Source organism: Ectothiorhodospira shaposhnikovii (assembly GCF_022227765.1).
Taxonomy (GTDB): domain Bacteria; phylum Pseudomonadota; class Gammaproteobacteria; order Ectothiorhodospirales; family Ectothiorhodospiraceae; genus Ectothiorhodospira.
On record NZ_JAJMLZ010000001.1, the window covers coordinates 30,107 to 45,720 of the forward strand.

Annotated in this window: 17 protein-coding genes; 10 read left to right on the plus strand and 7 right to left on the minus strand. The window is 65.7% G+C overall.

Features of this window, described 5'->3' with window-relative positions; genetic code table 11:
- Positions 1-8 precede the first annotated feature (8 nt).
- From LQD11_RS00130 to purM, 4 genes are read right to left on the minus strand one after another with little or no spacing between them, the layout of a single operon-like run.
- Positions 9-1,433 carry a dihydrolipoyl dehydrogenase family protein gene (locus LQD11_RS00130; RefSeq protein WP_238615722.1) on the minus strand — a complete coding sequence of 475 codons (1,425 nt, stop codon included), beginning with the start codon at positions 1,431-1,433 and terminating at the stop codon, positions 9-11.
- On the minus strand, positions 1,420-2,226 hold the full coding sequence (locus LQD11_RS00135) for a DUF3108 domain-containing protein (protein ID WP_238615723.1): 807 nt from the start codon (positions 2,224-2,226) through the stop codon (positions 1,420-1,422). The genes LQD11_RS00130 and LQD11_RS00135 overlap by 14 nt, the downstream gene beginning before the upstream one ends.
- Entirely contained in the window at positions 2,177-2,839 is a 663-nt protein-coding gene (gene purN, locus LQD11_RS00140; protein ID WP_238615724.1) for a phosphoribosylglycinamide formyltransferase, read from the minus strand. Before purN ends, LQD11_RS00135 begins: the two co-directional genes overlap by 50 nt.
- Positions 2,839-3,894: a phosphoribosylformylglycinamidine cyclo-ligase gene (gene purM, locus LQD11_RS00145; RefSeq protein WP_238615725.1), complete on the minus strand. Its 1,056-nt coding sequence runs from the start codon at positions 3,892-3,894 to the stop codon at positions 2,839-2,841. The genes purN and purM overlap by 1 nt, the downstream gene beginning before the upstream one ends.
- 281 nt (positions 3,895-4,175) lie before the next feature.
- Here purM and LQD11_RS00150 point away from each other — a divergent pair, with 281 nt between their 5' ends.
- From LQD11_RS00150 to hda, 3 genes are read left to right on the plus strand one after another with little or no spacing between them, the layout of a single operon-like run.
- Entirely contained in the window at positions 4,176-5,219 is a 1,044-nt protein-coding gene (locus tag LQD11_RS00150; RefSeq protein WP_238615726.1) for a DUF2066 domain-containing protein, read from the plus strand.
- Positions 5,216-5,773, plus strand: coding sequence for a CDP-alcohol phosphatidyltransferase family protein (locus LQD11_RS00155; RefSeq protein ID WP_008931184.1), 558 nt, complete (start codon positions 5,216-5,218; stop codon positions 5,771-5,773). The genes LQD11_RS00150 and LQD11_RS00155 overlap by 4 nt, the downstream gene beginning before the upstream one ends.
- A gap of 34 nt (positions 5,774-5,807) precedes the next feature.
- Positions 5,808-6,503 (plus strand): DnaA regulatory inactivator Hda, encoded by a 696-nt coding sequence (hda, locus tag LQD11_RS00160; protein ID WP_238615727.1) that lies wholly within the window; start codon positions 5,808-5,810, stop codon positions 6,501-6,503.
- 9 nt (positions 6,504-6,512) lie between these two features.
- Here the strand turns inward: hda and LQD11_RS00165 are convergent, their stop codons facing one another.
- Both LQD11_RS00165 and wrbA read right to left on the minus strand, forming a co-directional pair.
- Positions 6,513-6,854, minus strand: a complete 342-nt coding sequence (locus LQD11_RS00165; protein WP_238615728.1) for a DUF2069 domain-containing protein — start codon at positions 6,852-6,854, stop codon at positions 6,513-6,515.
- The gene (wrbA, locus tag LQD11_RS00170; RefSeq protein ID WP_008931181.1) at positions 6,851-7,471 is read right to left on the minus strand and encodes an NAD(P)H:quinone oxidoreductase; all 621 of its coding nucleotides are present in this window, start codon (positions 7,469-7,471) and stop codon (positions 6,851-6,853) included. Before wrbA ends, LQD11_RS00165 begins: the two co-directional genes overlap by 4 nt.
- A 142-nt stretch (positions 7,472-7,613) precedes the next feature.
- Between wrbA and LQD11_RS00175 the strand changes: the two genes are divergently transcribed.
- The 3 genes from LQD11_RS00175 (at position 7,614) to LQD11_RS00185 (ending at position 9,000) form a co-directional block, all read left to right on the plus strand.
- Entirely contained in the window at positions 7,614-7,919 is a 306-nt protein-coding gene (locus tag LQD11_RS00175; RefSeq protein ID WP_238615729.1) for a DUF4398 domain-containing protein, read from the plus strand.
- Between the two features lie 129 nt (positions 7,920-8,048).
- On the plus strand, positions 8,049-8,636 hold the full coding sequence (locus tag LQD11_RS00180; RefSeq protein ID WP_008931179.1) for a LysM peptidoglycan-binding domain-containing protein: 588 nt from the start codon (positions 8,049-8,051) through the stop codon (positions 8,634-8,636).
- Positions 8,637-8,712: 76 nt separating this feature from the next.
- Positions 8,713-9,000, plus strand: coding sequence for an acylphosphatase (locus LQD11_RS00185; RefSeq protein ID WP_238615730.1), 288 nt, complete (start codon positions 8,713-8,715; stop codon positions 8,998-9,000).
- Positions 9,001-9,014: 14 nt separating this feature from the next.
- Here LQD11_RS00185 and LQD11_RS00190 read toward each other — a convergent pair whose 3' ends face one another.
- Entirely contained in the window at positions 9,015-9,896 is an 882-nt protein-coding gene (locus tag LQD11_RS00190; RefSeq protein WP_238615731.1) for an HDOD domain-containing protein, read from the minus strand.
- Between the two features lie 133 nt (positions 9,897-10,029).
- Here LQD11_RS00190 and LQD11_RS00195 point away from each other — a divergent pair, with 133 nt between their 5' ends.
- The 4 genes from LQD11_RS00195 (at position 10,030) to LQD11_RS00210 (ending at position 15,613) form a co-directional block, all read left to right on the plus strand.
- Positions 10,030-12,387, plus strand: a complete 2,358-nt coding sequence (locus tag LQD11_RS00195) for a DUF1631 domain-containing protein (RefSeq protein ID WP_238615732.1) — start codon at positions 10,030-10,032, stop codon at positions 12,385-12,387.
- Between the two features lie 98 nt (positions 12,388-12,485).
- Entirely contained in the window at positions 12,486-13,646 is a 1,161-nt protein-coding gene (locus tag LQD11_RS00200; protein ID WP_008931175.1) for an ABC transporter substrate-binding protein, read from the plus strand.
- Between the two features lie 75 nt (positions 13,647-13,721).
- On the plus strand, positions 13,722-14,597 hold the full coding sequence (locus LQD11_RS00205) for a branched-chain amino acid ABC transporter permease (protein ID WP_008931174.1): 876 nt from the start codon (positions 13,722-13,724) through the stop codon (positions 14,595-14,597).
- A complete protein-coding gene (locus LQD11_RS00210; protein WP_238615733.1) occupies positions 14,597-15,613 on the plus strand; it encodes a branched-chain amino acid ABC transporter permease in 1,017 nt (338 codons plus the stop codon). Before LQD11_RS00205 ends, LQD11_RS00210 begins: the two co-directional genes overlap by 1 nt.
- The last annotated feature ends 1 nt before the right edge of the window (position 15,614 follow it).

Below are 15,614 nucleotides of genomic sequence, written 5' to 3' on the forward strand. Positions count from 1 at the left end.
GGAGGGCCTTACGGCCCGAACACCCGGTCGCCCAGCCCCCATTTGCCGGCCAGGGTCTCGGCGGCATTGAGTATCTCTTCCGTGCGCGAGGGATGATTGAAGACCCCCCGGGCGATCCAGGCCAGGGCCGTGTCCCGGTCCGGGGCCAGGGACAGCAGATGGATCAATTCTCCGGCCTGGGCACCCAGAATCTCGCCCCCCAGCAGGGCGCCGGTGTCCATGTCCGCGATCAGGCGCACAAAGCCTTCGGTGTCATCCTGGCCCAGGGCGCTGGGGGACGTCGCGAAGGCGGCAAAACCCACCGCCGGTTCGTGTCCGGTGTCTTCCGCCATGGTTTCATCCATCCCCAGGCGGGCCAGTTCCAGGGCGCTGTAGACCACCATGGGCACCCGCAGCGGGTCCAGGTGTCGTGCCTGCCCGTCCCGGATGTGGCCGATGACGGTGGTGGCCTCGGCCAAGGCATGATTGGCGGTCATCCATTCACAGGCCACGTCGCCAATGGCGTAGATGTGAGGGACATCGGTTTGCAGCTGCCCGTTGCGGTGGATGAATCCCCGGTCGTCGGTGCGAATCCCGGCCTGCTCCAGCGCCAGCCCCTCGGTATGGGGGCGGCGTCCCGTCCCCAGGCAAACCCAGTCCACGGCAAGGGTCTCATCCCCTGTCAGGTGTAGCCGGACGTCGTCATCGGTCACCGTGATCGCCTCGAATCCGATGCCGCTGCGCAGGTGCAGCCCCTGCCGTGCCAGGGCTTGGGTCAGGGCATCCCGGGCCGGCCGGCTCAGGGGCAGGCGACGCAGCATGGGGGAACGGGCCAGCCAGGTGACCTGTCTCCCCAATTGACTGAAAATATAGGCAAACTCGGTGGCCACCACGCCGCTGCCGATCACCGCCACTCGCTCGCCCGGCGGCGGTGGGGCGTCGAACAGCATGTCCGTGGTGAGCACCTTGCCGGGGATGGCCTTGAAGGGGGCCGGTATCTGCGCCTGTCCGCCGGTGGCGATGATGACATGGTCGGCCCGGACCCGCTGGGCCGGCCGGTCGGGATGCGCCACCGACAGGTGTTGCGGATCCAGGAAGCGGGCGTGGCCGTCGAGTCGGGTCACCTTCAGGTGATGCAGGTAGTCCAGGTAGCGGGTCCGGATGCCGTCGACCACCCGGCGCTGATGCGCCCAGGCCCGGCCCAGGTCCGCCCGCAGTGGCCCATCGAGGCCGCGCCCGGCAAAGTGCGCCTGGGCCGCCATCAGGCGGGCGGTGTGATACCAGTCCTTCTTGGGCACACAGCCCCGGTTCAGGCAGCATCCGCCCCAGTCGGCCTTTTCGATGATGACCACGGACAGTCCCCGCAAGGCCCCCAGCACCGCCGCCCGGTAGCCGCCGGGGCCGGAGCCGATGACGGCCAGATCACAGGCCAGAACCGGGTCAGCGGTTGTCATGCCACTCCACCGACTGGATGGTCAGGACCAGCCGCTCACCGTCCTCCAGCTGTTCCAGGCGGACCGGCAGATAGTTGAGGCGGGGGGCGAACCAGGTACTGACGGTGGTATCCCGTTCCTCGTTGTAGCGGGTGACCGGGATGGCCTCCACCGCACCCATGGGGGTGTCGATGGTTTCGGGGGCTCCCACCGTGAATTCGTAGGTCCGGATGCGGTTGCGCTCGACGATGGTTTCCGTGAATTCACGCTGTCCGCTCCAGACGTCGTGGATCATGGAGAGCTGCAGGGCGAAGCGGTCGATGGCCCGGTCGGGAATGTCCAGCTCGAAGGCCCGGCCATTGTGGGTGCCGCTGGCCTTGAGGGCCTCCCAGTCGAAGCGGATCTCGGTGCGCCGGTCCCGGCTGGCGCCGGTATGACTGTAGAGGTATTCCTCGCTGCGTAGCCCGGCGGGGGTCAGTCGCAGGATGCTTTGCTCAATGATCTCGTCGTTGCGCACCCAGGACAGCATGCCGGTGGGCCGGACCCGGGCCCGATAGCGCAGTCGCTCCCCCTCCCGGGTCAGGGTGATCCTGGCCACCACCGACAGCCCCATCTTCTGCGCCCGGTATTCCGCCGTGTAGGAGGGCGGGACAAAGGGCAGGGTCTGGGCCTGGGCCGCCGGGACCAGCGCGGCCGCCAGCAGGGCGGTCAGCACCAGCGCGATCAGCGGTCGATGTCGCCGGATGCGCCGGATGCGATGCCGATCAGTCGTTCGCGGCGGGTGATTGAAGGGGAGCCTGCAAGGGTTGTTCATCAAACCATACCTGTCCGTTGCGAAGTGTCAGCCGACCCTGGCAGAACCACCGGACCACCTGGGGATAGGCCTGGTGCTCCTGTTGCTGTACCCGTGCCGCCAGGGTCTGCGGGGTGTCATCGGGCAGTACGGGTACGCTCGCCTGCAGGATGACCGGCCCGCCGTCCAGTTCCGTGTTGACGAAGTGGATGCTGCAGCCATGCTGTTGGACACCGGCCTCCAGGGCGCGTTCATGGGTGTGAAGACCACGAAAGTCCGGCAACAGGGAGGGATGGATATTGATCAGGCGACCTTCGTAATGGGCCACGAAGGCCGGGGTGAGCACGCGCATGAAGCCGGCGAGCACCACCAGGTCAGGCTGATGGCGGTCTATTGCCGCCATCAGGGCCTGATCGAAGGTGCCCCTGTCGGGGAAGTCCCGGTGATTGATCACCTGGGCCGGGATGTCGGCGCGACGGGCCCGGTCCAGTCCGGCCACCTCGGGACGGTTGCTGATCACGGCCCGGATCTCGCCGTGGATGCGGCCGTCGGCCGCGGCATCGATGAGGGCCTGCAGATTGGTGCCGGAGCCGGAGATGAGGACGACGATACCGGGTAACGGACTCCGACGCATCAGCGGGTCAGCTCCACGCGGGCTTCGCCTTCAGCGGCCGCGATGCCGCCCAGGCGCCAGCAGTCGATGCCGGCCTGGGTCATCAGGGCCTCGGTGGCGGCCACGGCAGCCTCCGGCAGCACCAGAATCATGCCCACACCGCAGTTGAAGGTGCGCAGCATCTCCCGTTCCTCGATGCCGCCGGCTTGCTGCAGCCACTGGAACACCGGGGGCCTTGGCCAGGCCTGGGGATCCACTGTTGCCACGGTGCCGGCGGGCATCACCCGGGGCAGGTTCTCCAAAATGCCCCCGCCGGTGATATGGGCCAGGGCGTGGACGGGCTGCTGACGCAGCAGCGCCAGCAAAGGCTTGACATAGATGCGGGTGGGGGCCATCAGGGCGTCACCCAGGGTGACCTCGCCGCAGGGGCTGTCCAGGTCCGCGCCGGTGATTTCCAGCAGGCGGCGGATCAGTGAATAGCCGTTGGAGTGGGGGCCGGAGGAGGCCAGGCCCAGCAGGACGTCACCCGGGCGGACCTGGCTGCCGTCGATGATGCGGGCCTTTTCCACGATGCCCACGGCGAAGCCGGCCAGGTCGTATTCGCCGGGTGCATACATGCCGGGCATCTCCGCGGTCTCGCCACCCACCAGGGCGCAGCCGCTCTCGGCGCAGCCATCGGCGATGCCCTTGACCACGTCCGCCGCGGTATCCACGTCCAGGCTGCCGGTGGCGTAGTAGTCGAGGAAGAACAGGGGTTCGGCGCCCTGAACGATGATGTCGTTCACGCACATGCCCACCAGATCGATGCCGATGGTGTCGTGGCGGCCCAGTTGCTGGGCCAGCTTGAGCTTGGTGCCCACGCCGTCGGTGCCGGAAACCAGGACCGGCTCCTTGTAATCCGCGATGGGCAGTTCGAACAGGGCGCCGAAACTGCCCAGGCCCGCCATGACACCGGGGCGGCGGGTACGCTGCGCATGGGGCTTGATGCGTTCCACCAGGGCGTTGCCCGCGTCGATGTCCACGCCGGCATCACGGTAGCTGATGCCCTGGGTGGGAGGAGTGTTTTTCTGGACCATGGAAAACTCTGACCTTGCGTGGGAGGGTGCAATGCGCTGATTGTGGGCCGGGTCGCCATGGGAGGCAATCGCCGGGCAGGATGTGCCCGGCGGTATTTTCGGCCCGCAGGGCGGTGATGTTACCAAGGGAGGGCGGGGCAAGCCATCTTCGCGGGTCGGTTGACACGGGCGAAAACCGCGACCGACGGGCTTGGCGCCAGGTCATTTGTGCTATTTTAACGGGTCCGACGCCTGCAGCCCTAGTCCCGAGCACAATGATGAGAACCCTGGTTTCACTTCGCTTGCTTGCTACGCTGTTCCTGTTGTCGGCCCTGGCGGCCGCCCCGGTGGTCGGGATTGCGGACACCGCTCCAGTTCTTGGGGAAGCCGAGGTGAGCGTGGCCTCCCGGGACCGCCCCGAACGCATGGAAGGTTTCAACCGGGCCCTGGCCCAGGTGGTCGTCCGGCTGACCGGGCGTCGCGACATGCTCGATGATTCCCGGGTCCTTGCCTTGCTTGAGCAGGCACCCCGTCACGTCCAGCAATATCGTTATCTTGACGGTCCCGACGAGGCCACCAGTCTGCTCTGGGTGCGTTTCGATGTCGGTGCGGTGGAACGGCATCTGCTGGAGGCGGGACTGCCGGTCTGGTCCGGGGATCGACCCGCCCTGCTGGTATGGCTGGGAGTTCAGGATCGACAGGAGCGCCGCCTGGTGTCATCGGCCGATGATCACCCCGCAAGATCCGCCCTGGAGCGGACCGCCCGGGAACGGGGGTTGCCGCTGCTGTTTCCGCTCATGGACCTGGAAGACCAGGGCCGCGTGACTCTGGCCGACGTGATGGGGGGATTCCATGAGCCCGTGATGGGGGCATCCCGTCGTTACGGTCCCGGCGGCGTTCTGGTGGCCCGGGTACAGCCTTCCGGCAGCCGCTGGCTGGCTCGAATGCAGCTCTATGCCGGCGAGGAATCCGCCCAGTGGCAGAGCGAGGGCGAGGATCAGGATGCCGCAATTGCCTCGGTCATGCATCAGGCGGCGGATCACCTGGGGCGGCGCCTGGCCGTTGCCGGCCTGCAGGTGGAGCGGGGCGGGGTCATGGTCAGTGTCGGCGGTGTGGACTCCCTGGCCGACTATCTTCGGGTGGTCAACTACCTGAGTGACATGGCCGTCGTGTCCCGTTTGCGGCCCCATGGCCTGACGCCGGACCGGGCCCTGTTCCTGGTCCAGGTGCGGGGTGGCGTGCGCGATCTGGAACGTGCCGCCCTGCTGGGCTCCACCCTGGTACCGGAGGCCGCGGAGGCGGCGGTGGACGGTATTGAAACCATCGGCTTCAGGTTATTGCGGTGAACTTGCGCCAGCTACCCAATGCCATCACCCTGATGCGGATCGCGTTGACGGGACCCATCATCTGGGCCCTCGCCACCCATCAGTACGTGCTGGTGCTGTGGCTGCTGCTCATCGCCGGTCTGTCCGACGGCCTGGATGGCTGGCTGGTCCGGCGCTACGGCTGGTATACCAAGCTGGGGGGGTATCTGGACCCCCTGGCGGACAAGATCCTCATGATGGGGACCTATTTCACCGTTGCCTGGACCGGGTTGCTGCCCTGGTGGCTGGTCGGGCTGGTGGTGGCGCGGGATGCCGTGATCGTGCTGGGGGCCATGGCCTTTCGGGCGGTGACCCGCAGCCTGGAAATGCAGCCGCTGTTCATCAGCAAGGCCAACACCTTTTTCCAGATCGTGCTGGTGCTGTCGGTGATCGTCAATGCCGGCGTACTGGCGCTGCCGGCCTGGTATCTGGACGGCATGTTGATGCTGGTGCTGTTCACCACCATCAGCAGCGGCCTGGCCTATGTCTTCACCTGGGGGCGCAAGGCCTACCTGCACTGGCGCTCAACGGCATGAATCAGGCGCATCCGGCCCCATTGCCGAGGGGTTCATGGCCCGTCAGCTGACCCTGGACGTCACCCTCCGTGACGGTACGGACTTCGATACCTTTCACCCGGGGGGGCAGGCCCTCGTGCCCGAAGCGGTCAGGGGGCTGGCGCGGGGCACGGGAGAGCGGCAGCTGTACCTGTTTGGTGACCCTGGTGCGGGCAAGACCCACTTGCTGCATGCCGCCTGCCATGAGGTGGCGGAATGGGGCGGGCGGGTGGCCTACCTGCCCATGGGTATCACCGCCGGTGCCGGCCCGGACCTGCTGGAGGGCTGGCAGGGCGTGGACCTGATCGCTCTGGACGACCTGGACCGGATGCCCTGGGAGCCCGATCTGGAGCAGGCCCTGTTCAATCTGATCAACAGCGTGCGCGACACGGGCGGGCGCCTTCTGATGGCGTCGCGTACCGCGCCTCAGTCCCTGCCGGTCGCGTTGCCGGACCTCCGTTCACGCCTGCTGTGGGGGGCGGTCTTTCAGTTGCGCGTGCTGGGCGATGCGCATAAATGCGAGGCCCTGATGGCGCGGGCCCGGCGGCGCGGATTCGATCTGTCTCCGGAGGTCTGTGACTATCTGCTGCGCCACCATCGTCGGGACCTGCCTTCCCTGATCGCCCTGCTGGACCAACTGGACAGGGAGTCCCTGGCCACCCGGCGCCGGGTGACGGTGCGGTTCGTCAAGCATATTCTGGGGGGTGTCTAGCGCACCGGATCAGCGTTTTTTCATGGTCTGTGCAAACCCGACGCATCCCGCGAACAGGGCCAGGCTGAGCAGGACCATGAGCACCCCGTAAAGGCGCTGCTCGCCGGCTGCCGCCAGGGCACTGCCGATCAGGACGTAGGGCAGGCTCAGCAGGCTCGTCCAGATATGGGTTTGAGGACGGGCATGGAGCAGCCCCCGCAGGGGCAGCAGCAGCGGCCCCAGCAGCAGCACCAGCAGGATCGCCCGGGGGAACTGTTCCGGCGGGGCGATCCAGAGGGTCCAGAGGAAGATCAGGCCGAACAGCCCCAGGTGGCCGGCCAGGGCCAGCCGGTGATATCCGTTCCGCTTCATTCCCGGCTTCCTTGCGCAAGGCTCAGGGCTGTTCGTGCCAGGCGCCGCCCCAGGGCGTGGCACAGGATTCGTTCATGGTCCGTCAGCGGATTGTTGCCTTGGGCGCCGGCCACGTGGCTGGCGCCGTAAGGGGTGCCGCCCGAGGTGGTTTCGCTCAGGGCCGGCTCGGTATACGGAATACCGGTGATCAGCATGCCGTGGTGGAGCAGGGGAATGATCATGTTGAGCAGGGTGGACTCCTGGCCGCCATGCTGGGTGGCGGTGGAAGTGAACACCCCCGCCGGCTTGCCCACCAGTGTGCCCGCCAGCCACAGGCTGCTGCTCTGGTCCAGAAAGTACTTCATGGGGGCGGCCATGTTGCCGAAGCGGGTGGGGGAACCCAGGGCCAGACCCCGACATTCCCTCAGGTCGTCCAGGGTGGCGTAGGGGGGGCCTTCGGCGGGAATGTCCTCGTCGACGGCTTCGCAGGTGGCCGATACGGGCGGCACGGTGCGCAGGCGGGCGGTGCAGTGCTTCACTTCTTCGACGCCACGGGCCACATGGCGCGCCATCTGGGCGGTGGCGCCGAACCGACTGTAATACAGCACCAGGATCTCGATGTCGGGAGTCTGACTCATGGAAAAGGCCTCGCGGGTCGGAGGTACATTGAGGAAGTTCACGAAATTACAACAGGTTTTGACTGTAGGTAGTTGTTGTCTTGACGTTTTTTGGGTCAGGTGCTAGTGTCTTTTTTACACCCAGGCAGTGTGTCACCGCATCGTGCCCACCAGATCCCGCCATCGACCCTTGTTCCGGCACCTGTTGATCGCAGTATACGTGACGTTGCTGGTCACGGGATGTGCCACCATGGCACCGGTACAGGAAATGAGCGATGCCCGGCAGGCCCTCAGGGCGGCTGAGGAAGTGGGGGCGCCCGTGCGTGCCTCCGAGACCTATGAGCGGTCCCGGAGTCTGCTGGAACAGGCAGAGAGCAGTCTCTCCGCCGGGGAGTTCCAGGCGGCCCGCCGCCAGGCCAGGGAGGCCAGGGCACTGGCCATCGAGGCACGCATCCGCGCCGCCGAGTGATCCTGGAACAGGGGTGCTTGTGCCGGACGGGCCACCGTCCATTCGCCATGTCCGCTTTCATCGTATAAAATCATGGTAAAGGCCCTTGAAGGGTCACCCCTCGCACACGTCTCAAATGGAGCTCTAGCCGTGAATACCAAAAAGAACATGATTCTGCTCGCCGGTCTGGCTTCGGCGGCTCTGATGGCGGGCTGCGCCAGTGTGTCCGAGGTTCCCGTCGGCACTGCCTATGTGGTGGACGGCAGCGGGGCCTACGCACGTAGCGCCGCCTCCGGGGAGTGCGTCCGCACCGGTTACTGGACCCGCGATGCCGCCAACGAAGTCTGTGATCCGGACCTGTTCGTCCGGGCACCGGCCCCCGCGCCGGCTCCGGCTCCCGCGCCGGCCCCCGCACCGGCACCGGCCCCCGCGGCCGAACCCACCCACATGACCTATGAAGTGGTTCGCGGTGACAGCCTCTGGAAGATCTCCGGTCGCAGTTCCGTCTACGGCAACCCCTATCAGTGGCCGCTGATCTACCGGGCCAATGCGGATCAGATCCGTGATGCGGACCTCATCTTCCCCGGTCAGCGCCTGAAGATCGAGCTGCGTCCGTCCGCCGCGGATGTGGACGCCGCCGTGCACCATGCCCGTACCCGCGGTGCCTGGGCCGTCGGTCCGGTGGAGCGTTCCGACCTGCGTTACCTGGATCAGTACGGTCTGACCCCCAAGCGCTGATATCCGGCGCCGTCTTGCTGAAAGCCTTGAAAAGGCCCGCTTGCGCGGGCCTTTTTTTGCAGAGGAGTCATCATTCGTGTCCGTGAAGTCCCATGACGAAGTGGCCTGTCTTTGCCGGGTGTCCGGCAAGGTGCAGGGTGTCTATTTCCGTGTCTCCACCCAGCATCAGGCCGTATCGTTGGGATTGCGTGGCCACGCAATCAATCTGCCTGACGGACGGGTGGAAGTCGTGGTTGCCGGACCCGCGGGCAAGGTGGACCGGCTCAAGGCATGGCTGCATGAGGGGCCTGCTCAGGCGCGGGTGGATCAGGTGTCCTGCGAGCCCTTTACGGGTCCGGTGGCGGAAGGCTTCATCACCGGTTGAACATACCTGCCGTTTCAGTATCTGGCCTGGGGCAGGATGACGGTGAGGGTTTCCATGAAGCGCCAGCCCACGTTGGCGCGGCAGTCCTCCCCATCTTCCGGGTCCAGGCCCAAGCGCTCCCAGATCGCATCGGGAATCTCCTCGTTCCGGGGGCCGAATTCACTGAAACAACCCTGTTCGGTGCGATTGCTCAGCATGTCCGCCAGATAAACCAGGGTGGCCTCCAGCCCGGTTCCTAGTGCCCTGTCGGGTTGGTGGTGCAGTCTGATGGCTGTTCGCAGGCTTTCCGGCAGACCCCATCGGGTCAGCAGTTCCGCCCCCACGTCGGCATGATCAAAACCCAGGATTTCCCTTTCGTGGCTTGCCAGCAGCGGCTCGCATCCCCGGGTGATCAGCATGGTTTCCCGCAGCAGGTCGGGGTGGCGCCCATACAGGACCAGGCTGCCCACGTCATGGAGCAATCCGGCCACGAACAGCCGTTCCGGATGCAGCACGTTGCAGCGCTGGGCCAGATCATGGGCGATCAGGGCGGTGAACACGCTGTGTCTCCAAAACACGGCCATGTTGACCAGTTCGCAGGGCAGACGGGAAAAGGTATGGGTGGCGGTGACCGCCAGTGCCAGATGATAGAGGGCCCGGGTGCCGATCACGGCGATGGCCCGGCTGACGGTCTCCACGCGCTGAGGCAGACCGTACATGGCCGAATTGGCCAGGCGCAGGATCTGTGCGCTCAGGTTCGGATCCTGTGCCACAATGGCCGCCAGGGAACTTGCGGTACTGCCGGGTGCATCCAGGGCCGAGCGCAGGCGAATGATGATCTCCGGCGGCGAAACCAGTCCGGAGACATCCTCAAGCAGGTCGTCCAGGTCGCACCGTCTGTCGGGAGGATTGCCCATGTTACTGATCATCCATGGAAATTTTGAAGTGGATACGGGTCTGACAGGAGTAATATGAACTATAAGGCTCACAAGTCAACCGCAGTCCGTCGCCCCCGCCGGTCGGTACGATCCGCCTGCCCAGGTGTCAGCCATGAATGAGAAAGCCCGTGAGAATGTGATCGCCTTCAACGCCGCGGCGCGGCGCGGCGGCCAGCAGGCCGCCCCCTTCCAGATTCTCGGCCGTTGCCGGAACCTGGCCTCCCGTCACGTGGAGCCTCTGCTCAAGGAAATGCTGGACGGTGCCGACGATGCGCTGTTCAGGCTGGCGGAAAAGGCCGAGGACAATCGCTCCCAGACCACTTTCTTTGATGCCATGCGCGCCCTGCGTCGTCAGCGTTCCACCATGGAAAGCGAGTATGTGACCCAGATTGCGCGGGTATTCGATGCCTGCATGCGCCCAGGCCCCGGTGGCTGGAAAACGGCCCCGGCCTCCACGGATGAACTCTCCCTGGTGGCCTCCGATGAGCTGGAGGAGAATCTGGCCATCGAGGGCATGGTGGCGAAGGTGCGTCGCATCAGCGAGGCCGAGCTCCATGCGGTGCGTCGGCGTCTGGGAGCGGTGATGGACCGCCCCGGCCTCGGGGAAGACGACAATCCCCTCGACCCCAAGGCTTTCTGTCATGCCTTTCGGGATGCGATGCACGTGCTGGATGTGGATATCCGGATCAGGCTGATCATCTACAAGTTGTTCGACCAGTTCGTGATCGGCCATCTGCCGCCTCTGTATCAGGAGGTCAATCGCTATCTGCAGGAGATGGGGATCCTGCCGGATCTGCGGCCGGAGGGCCGGTTTTCCGCGCCCGCCGCAACCGGTGGTACCGCGCGGGACGAGGCGGCCGAAAGAGGCGGGTGGTCGGCACCGGCGCAGGAGCCTGCCGGCGGGACTTCCGGCGAGGAGGGAGATCTCTTGCTGCTGCTGGAAAGGTTGGCCCGTGGTGGGGGAGGCTACCCGTCGGCGACCGGTCATCACCCGGGCGGTACCGCGGTCGGCAGACCGGTTTCGGGTCCCGGGACCGCCATCACCACGGCGGACGCCGGAGCCCTGCTGTCGGCATTGTCCGCCATTCCTCTCAACCAGCTTGCCGTCGAGGGACGCACCGTGCCCGTTGCGGATCTCAAGGGGGCGGTGATCACCGCGCTCAACCCCGACGGCGGCCAGGCGGTGGCCATCAACCGGACCGACGAATCGGCCATCGACATCGTCTCCATGCTGTTCGAGTTCGTCTTCGATGACCCGGCACTGCCCGCGCCCATCAAGGAGCTGATCGGTCGCCTGCAGATCCCCCTGCTGAAAGTGGCCATCCTCGACAAGAGTTTCTTCAGCCGCAAGCGCCATCCCGCCCGTCGCCTCCTCAGTGAGCTGTCCCGAGCCGGCGTGGGCTGGTCCGAGTCGTCCGATGAGGGGGGTGAGCTGCGAGCCAGGATCGAGTCGGTGGTGGAGCGTCTGCTGGATGAGTTCGAGGATGACGTGGGTCTGTTCGAAGAGGTCTTGGCGGACTTCCAGTCCTTTTGTGCCTCCCAGGCCGAACGGGCCGGCCGTCGGGAGGAGGAAACGGCTCAGGTCGCCCAGGGGCGTGAACAGTTACTGGTGGCCAAGGCCGTGGCCGGTGAAGCCATCGAGCATGTTCTGGACGGCCAGAGCTTGCCGCCGGCCGTCCACCGCCTGCTGGAGGGTACCTGGAAGGACTTGTTGGTGCTGATCCATCTCAGGCACGGGGAACACGGTCCCCTCTGGCAGAAGGCCCTGAACGTGGCGTCACTGTTGGTCTGGAGCCTGATTCCCAAGCAGGGCGAGGAGGAACGGGAGCAGTTGACCCGGTTGTTGCCTTCCCTGCTCAAGTCCCTTCAGGAGGGCATGAACCGGATGTCCCTGCCGCAGGCCGAGCAGCAGGAGATCCTCGGGATGCTGGCCGCCGAGCATACGCGCATGGTGAAGGAGAAGATGTCCGGGGGGAGTGCATCGACGGTGCCCGTCGTCTCCGGTGAGGCCTCCGCCGAAATTGTCGCCGAATCTTCCCCCGTCACGGCGGATCCTGTCCCCACGGATGGGCGCAGTTTCATGGCCCGCAAGGTGGCGGAAATCAATCAGCGCATCGCCGAGGGGTGTTTCCAGGTCTTTCCCGATGAATCACCCGCCGGGGGGGATGCCGAGTCCGCGACCGTGGATGATCTGCACCTGCTCACGGCCCGGGAACTCAGCGAGGGCACCTGGCTGGAGATCGAGGATGAGGAACTGGGCAAGACCCGGCGCATGAAACTGTCCTGGAAGAGCCTGATCAGCGGCAAGTACTTCTTCGTCAATCAGCAGGGACTCAAGGTGCGGGAAATGACGGTACATGCCCTGGCGGCGGAATTTCGTGCCGGTCGTGCCCGCGTCATCGAGGACGTGCCTGTGTTCGACCGGGCCATCAGTCGGTTGATGGCGCAGTTGAAAGAGAACCCGGGTTGATCTTCGGTCCCCGGGCGCCGTTCGTCGGTGGCGCCCCCGGCGCTATTGTGGTTTTATAGGCGGGTTTTTCCCTCGCAACCACAAGGGTGTCCGGAATCATGGTGACCAAGAACCGTTCTCCGTACCGCGCCGTACTGCTGATCCTCGTGTTGATCTGCGGGATGGTGGCCCCCGCGATGGCCGCCGAACCGATCCGGATCGGCGCCCTGGTGTCCGCCACCGGGCCGGCCTCCTTTCTGGGGGACCCCGAACTCAAGACCCTGGAAATGTATGTGGAGCGCATCAACGCGTCGGGCGGCGTCATCGGCAGGCCCCTGCGTCTGTTCCACTACGATGACGGCGGCAACGCCAACGAGGCCCGCAACTTCGCCAATCGCCTGCTGCGTTCCGACCGGGTGGACCTGATCATCGGCGGCAGTACCACCGGCACCACCATGGCCGCCGTGCCCCTGGTGGAACGGGCCGGTCGTCCCATGATCTCCATGGCCGGCGCCCTGGTGATCACCGAGCCGGTCCGCCCCTGGATCTTCAAGACCCCGCAGTCCGACCGCATGGCCGCCGAACGGGTGCTGGCCGACATGCAATCCCGCGGCATCACCGGTATCGGCCTCATTTCGGGCACCGACGGTTTCGGCCGTTCCGGCCGGGAGCAGACCCTGGCGGTGGCCGCCGATTTCGGCATTCAGGTGCTGGCGGATCAGACCTATGGTCCCCAGGACACGGACATGACCGCCCAGCTCACCCGGATCCGCAACACCCCGGGCGTGCAGGCCGTATTCAACTTCGGTTTCGGTCAGGGGCCCGCCATCGTCACCCGCAACTATGCCCATCTGGGGATCGAACTGCCCTTCTATCAGTCCCACGGCGTGGCCTCCGACCGCTTCCTGGATCTGGCCGGTTCCGCCGCCGAAGGGGTGCGCCTGCCGGCTTCCGCCCTGCTGGTCCCCGACGCCCTGCCCGATGATGACCCGCAAAAGCAGGTGGTGCAGGATTACAAGGCCGCCTACGAGGCCCGCTGGAACCTGTCGGTGTCCACTTTCGGCGGCTATGCCTACGACGCCCTGATGCTGGCGGTGGCCGCCATCGAGGCCGCCGGCACCACCGAGCCCGAGGCGGTCCGTTCCGCCCTGGAGCAGATCCAGGGTCATGTGGGGGTCACCGGCATATTCAACATGTCACCGGATGACCACAACGGCCTGGCGCCCGAGTCCTTCCGCCTGCTGGAAGTCCGTGACGGACAGTGGGTACTGGTTGACTGATCGTCCGGGGGGCGGACGCGTGCCGCCCCTCCCCGTGACTCACTTTCCCGACACAACATCCACTCTGGTTCATTCATGTTTGCCGAGTTTCTCCAGTACCTCTTTTCGGGCGTCACCATCGGCGCCACCTATGCCCTGGTGGCCCTGGGTTTCACCCTGGTCTACAACGCCAGCCATGTGATCAATTTCGCCCAGGGTGAGTTCCTCATGATCGGCGGCATGTCCACGGTCTCCCTGCTGGCCATGGGGGTGCCTCTGCCGCTGGCCATCGCCATGGCCGTGGCCCTGGCGGCCGTGCTGGGGGTGGCGTTGCACAAGCTGGCCATCGCCCCCGCCCGCAAGGCGGACGTGATCACCCTGATCATCATCACCATCGGGGCTTCCATCTTCCTGCGCGGGCTGGCGCAGATCATCTGGGGCAAGGAATTTCATGCCATGCCCAGCTTCAGTGCCACGGAGTCGGTGAACGTGCTGGGTGCCGTCATGTACACCCAGAGCCTGTGGGTGCTGGCGGTGGCCGGTGTCCTGGTCCTGCTGCTGGCCCTGTTCTTTACCCGTACCCTGATGGGCAAGGCCATCCTGGCCACTTCCATGAACCCCGGGGCGGCCCGCCTGATGGGGATCCGCACCCAGTTCGTGCTCATGCTGGCCTTCATGCTGGCGGCGGTTCTGGGGGCCATGGCCGGGATCATGGTGGCTCCCGTCACTCTGACCGCCTATGACATCGGCATCATGCTGGGGCTCAAGGGTTTTGTGGCCGCGGCCATCGGCGGCATGGGCAGCGGAGTGGGGGCTGTGGTGGGCGGTCTTTTGCTGGGGATTGCCGAGGCCATGACCGCGGGCTACATCTCCTCCGACTACAAGGATGCGGTGGCCTTTCTGCTGATCCTGTTGATCCTGTTCTTCATGCCCCGCGGTCTGTTCGGTGCTCGTGTGGCGGAGCGTGTCTGATGGCGTTGCGACTGCCTGAACGCGTGCCGGGCCTGCCGGTGCTGGCCCTGGTGCTCCTGCTGGTGCCCCTGTTCCTGGGTAACGAATTTCACCTGGACATCGCCACCCAGATCGCCCTGATCGCCGCCACCGTGGTGGGCCTGAACCTTCTGGTGGGCTACGGCGGTCAGGTGAGCCTGGGTCATGCGGCCTTCTTCGGCATGGGGGCCTATGCCAGTGCCATTCTCACCGGCACCTATGGCTGGACCTCGATCCCGGCGCTGCTTTGCGGCGCGCTGCTGGTGGCTGTCCTGGCCTGGACCCTGGGACGTCCCATCCTGCGGCTCAAGGGACACTATCTGTCCATGGCCACCCTGGGCATGGGCATCATCATCGCCATCGTCATCAACAACGAGGGCTGGCTCACCGGCGGACCTGACGGCCTGGCGGTGGAGCCCCTCACGGTGATGGGCGCCGAGCTGAGCATTTTCGATCATTACTCCCTGCTGGGTCTGGAAGTCTCCGGGGCGCTGCTCTGGTACGGCCTGGCGGCCCTGTTGTTGCTGCTGGCGGTCTGGATCGCCCAGAACCTGGTGGATTCACCCATCGGGCGGGCCCTGCGGGCAGTGCACGGTTCCGAGGTGGCGGCCCGGGTGGTGGGGGTGGATACTTCCCATTACAAGCTGCTGATCTTCGTGATCTCCGCGGTCTATGCCAGCGTCATGGGCAGTTTCTATGCCCATTACACCGGTTTCATCACCCCCCAGGTGGCGTCCTTCGAGCATTCCATCGAACTCATCACCATGGTGGTGCTGGGAGGCATGGCCTCCACCTACGGCGTCATCCTGGGCGCGGTGCTGCTGATGCTGCTGCCCCAGTTGCTGACGGATTTTCAGGACTACGAGATGATGATGTTCGGCCTGATCCTGATGCTGACCATGATCTTCATGCCCAAGGGGCTATTGCCCACCCTGAGCGAGGCCGTCAGGCGTCTGCGGCCGCGGCCGGCCTCCGCCCCGGCGTCCGGGCAGGAGTAGG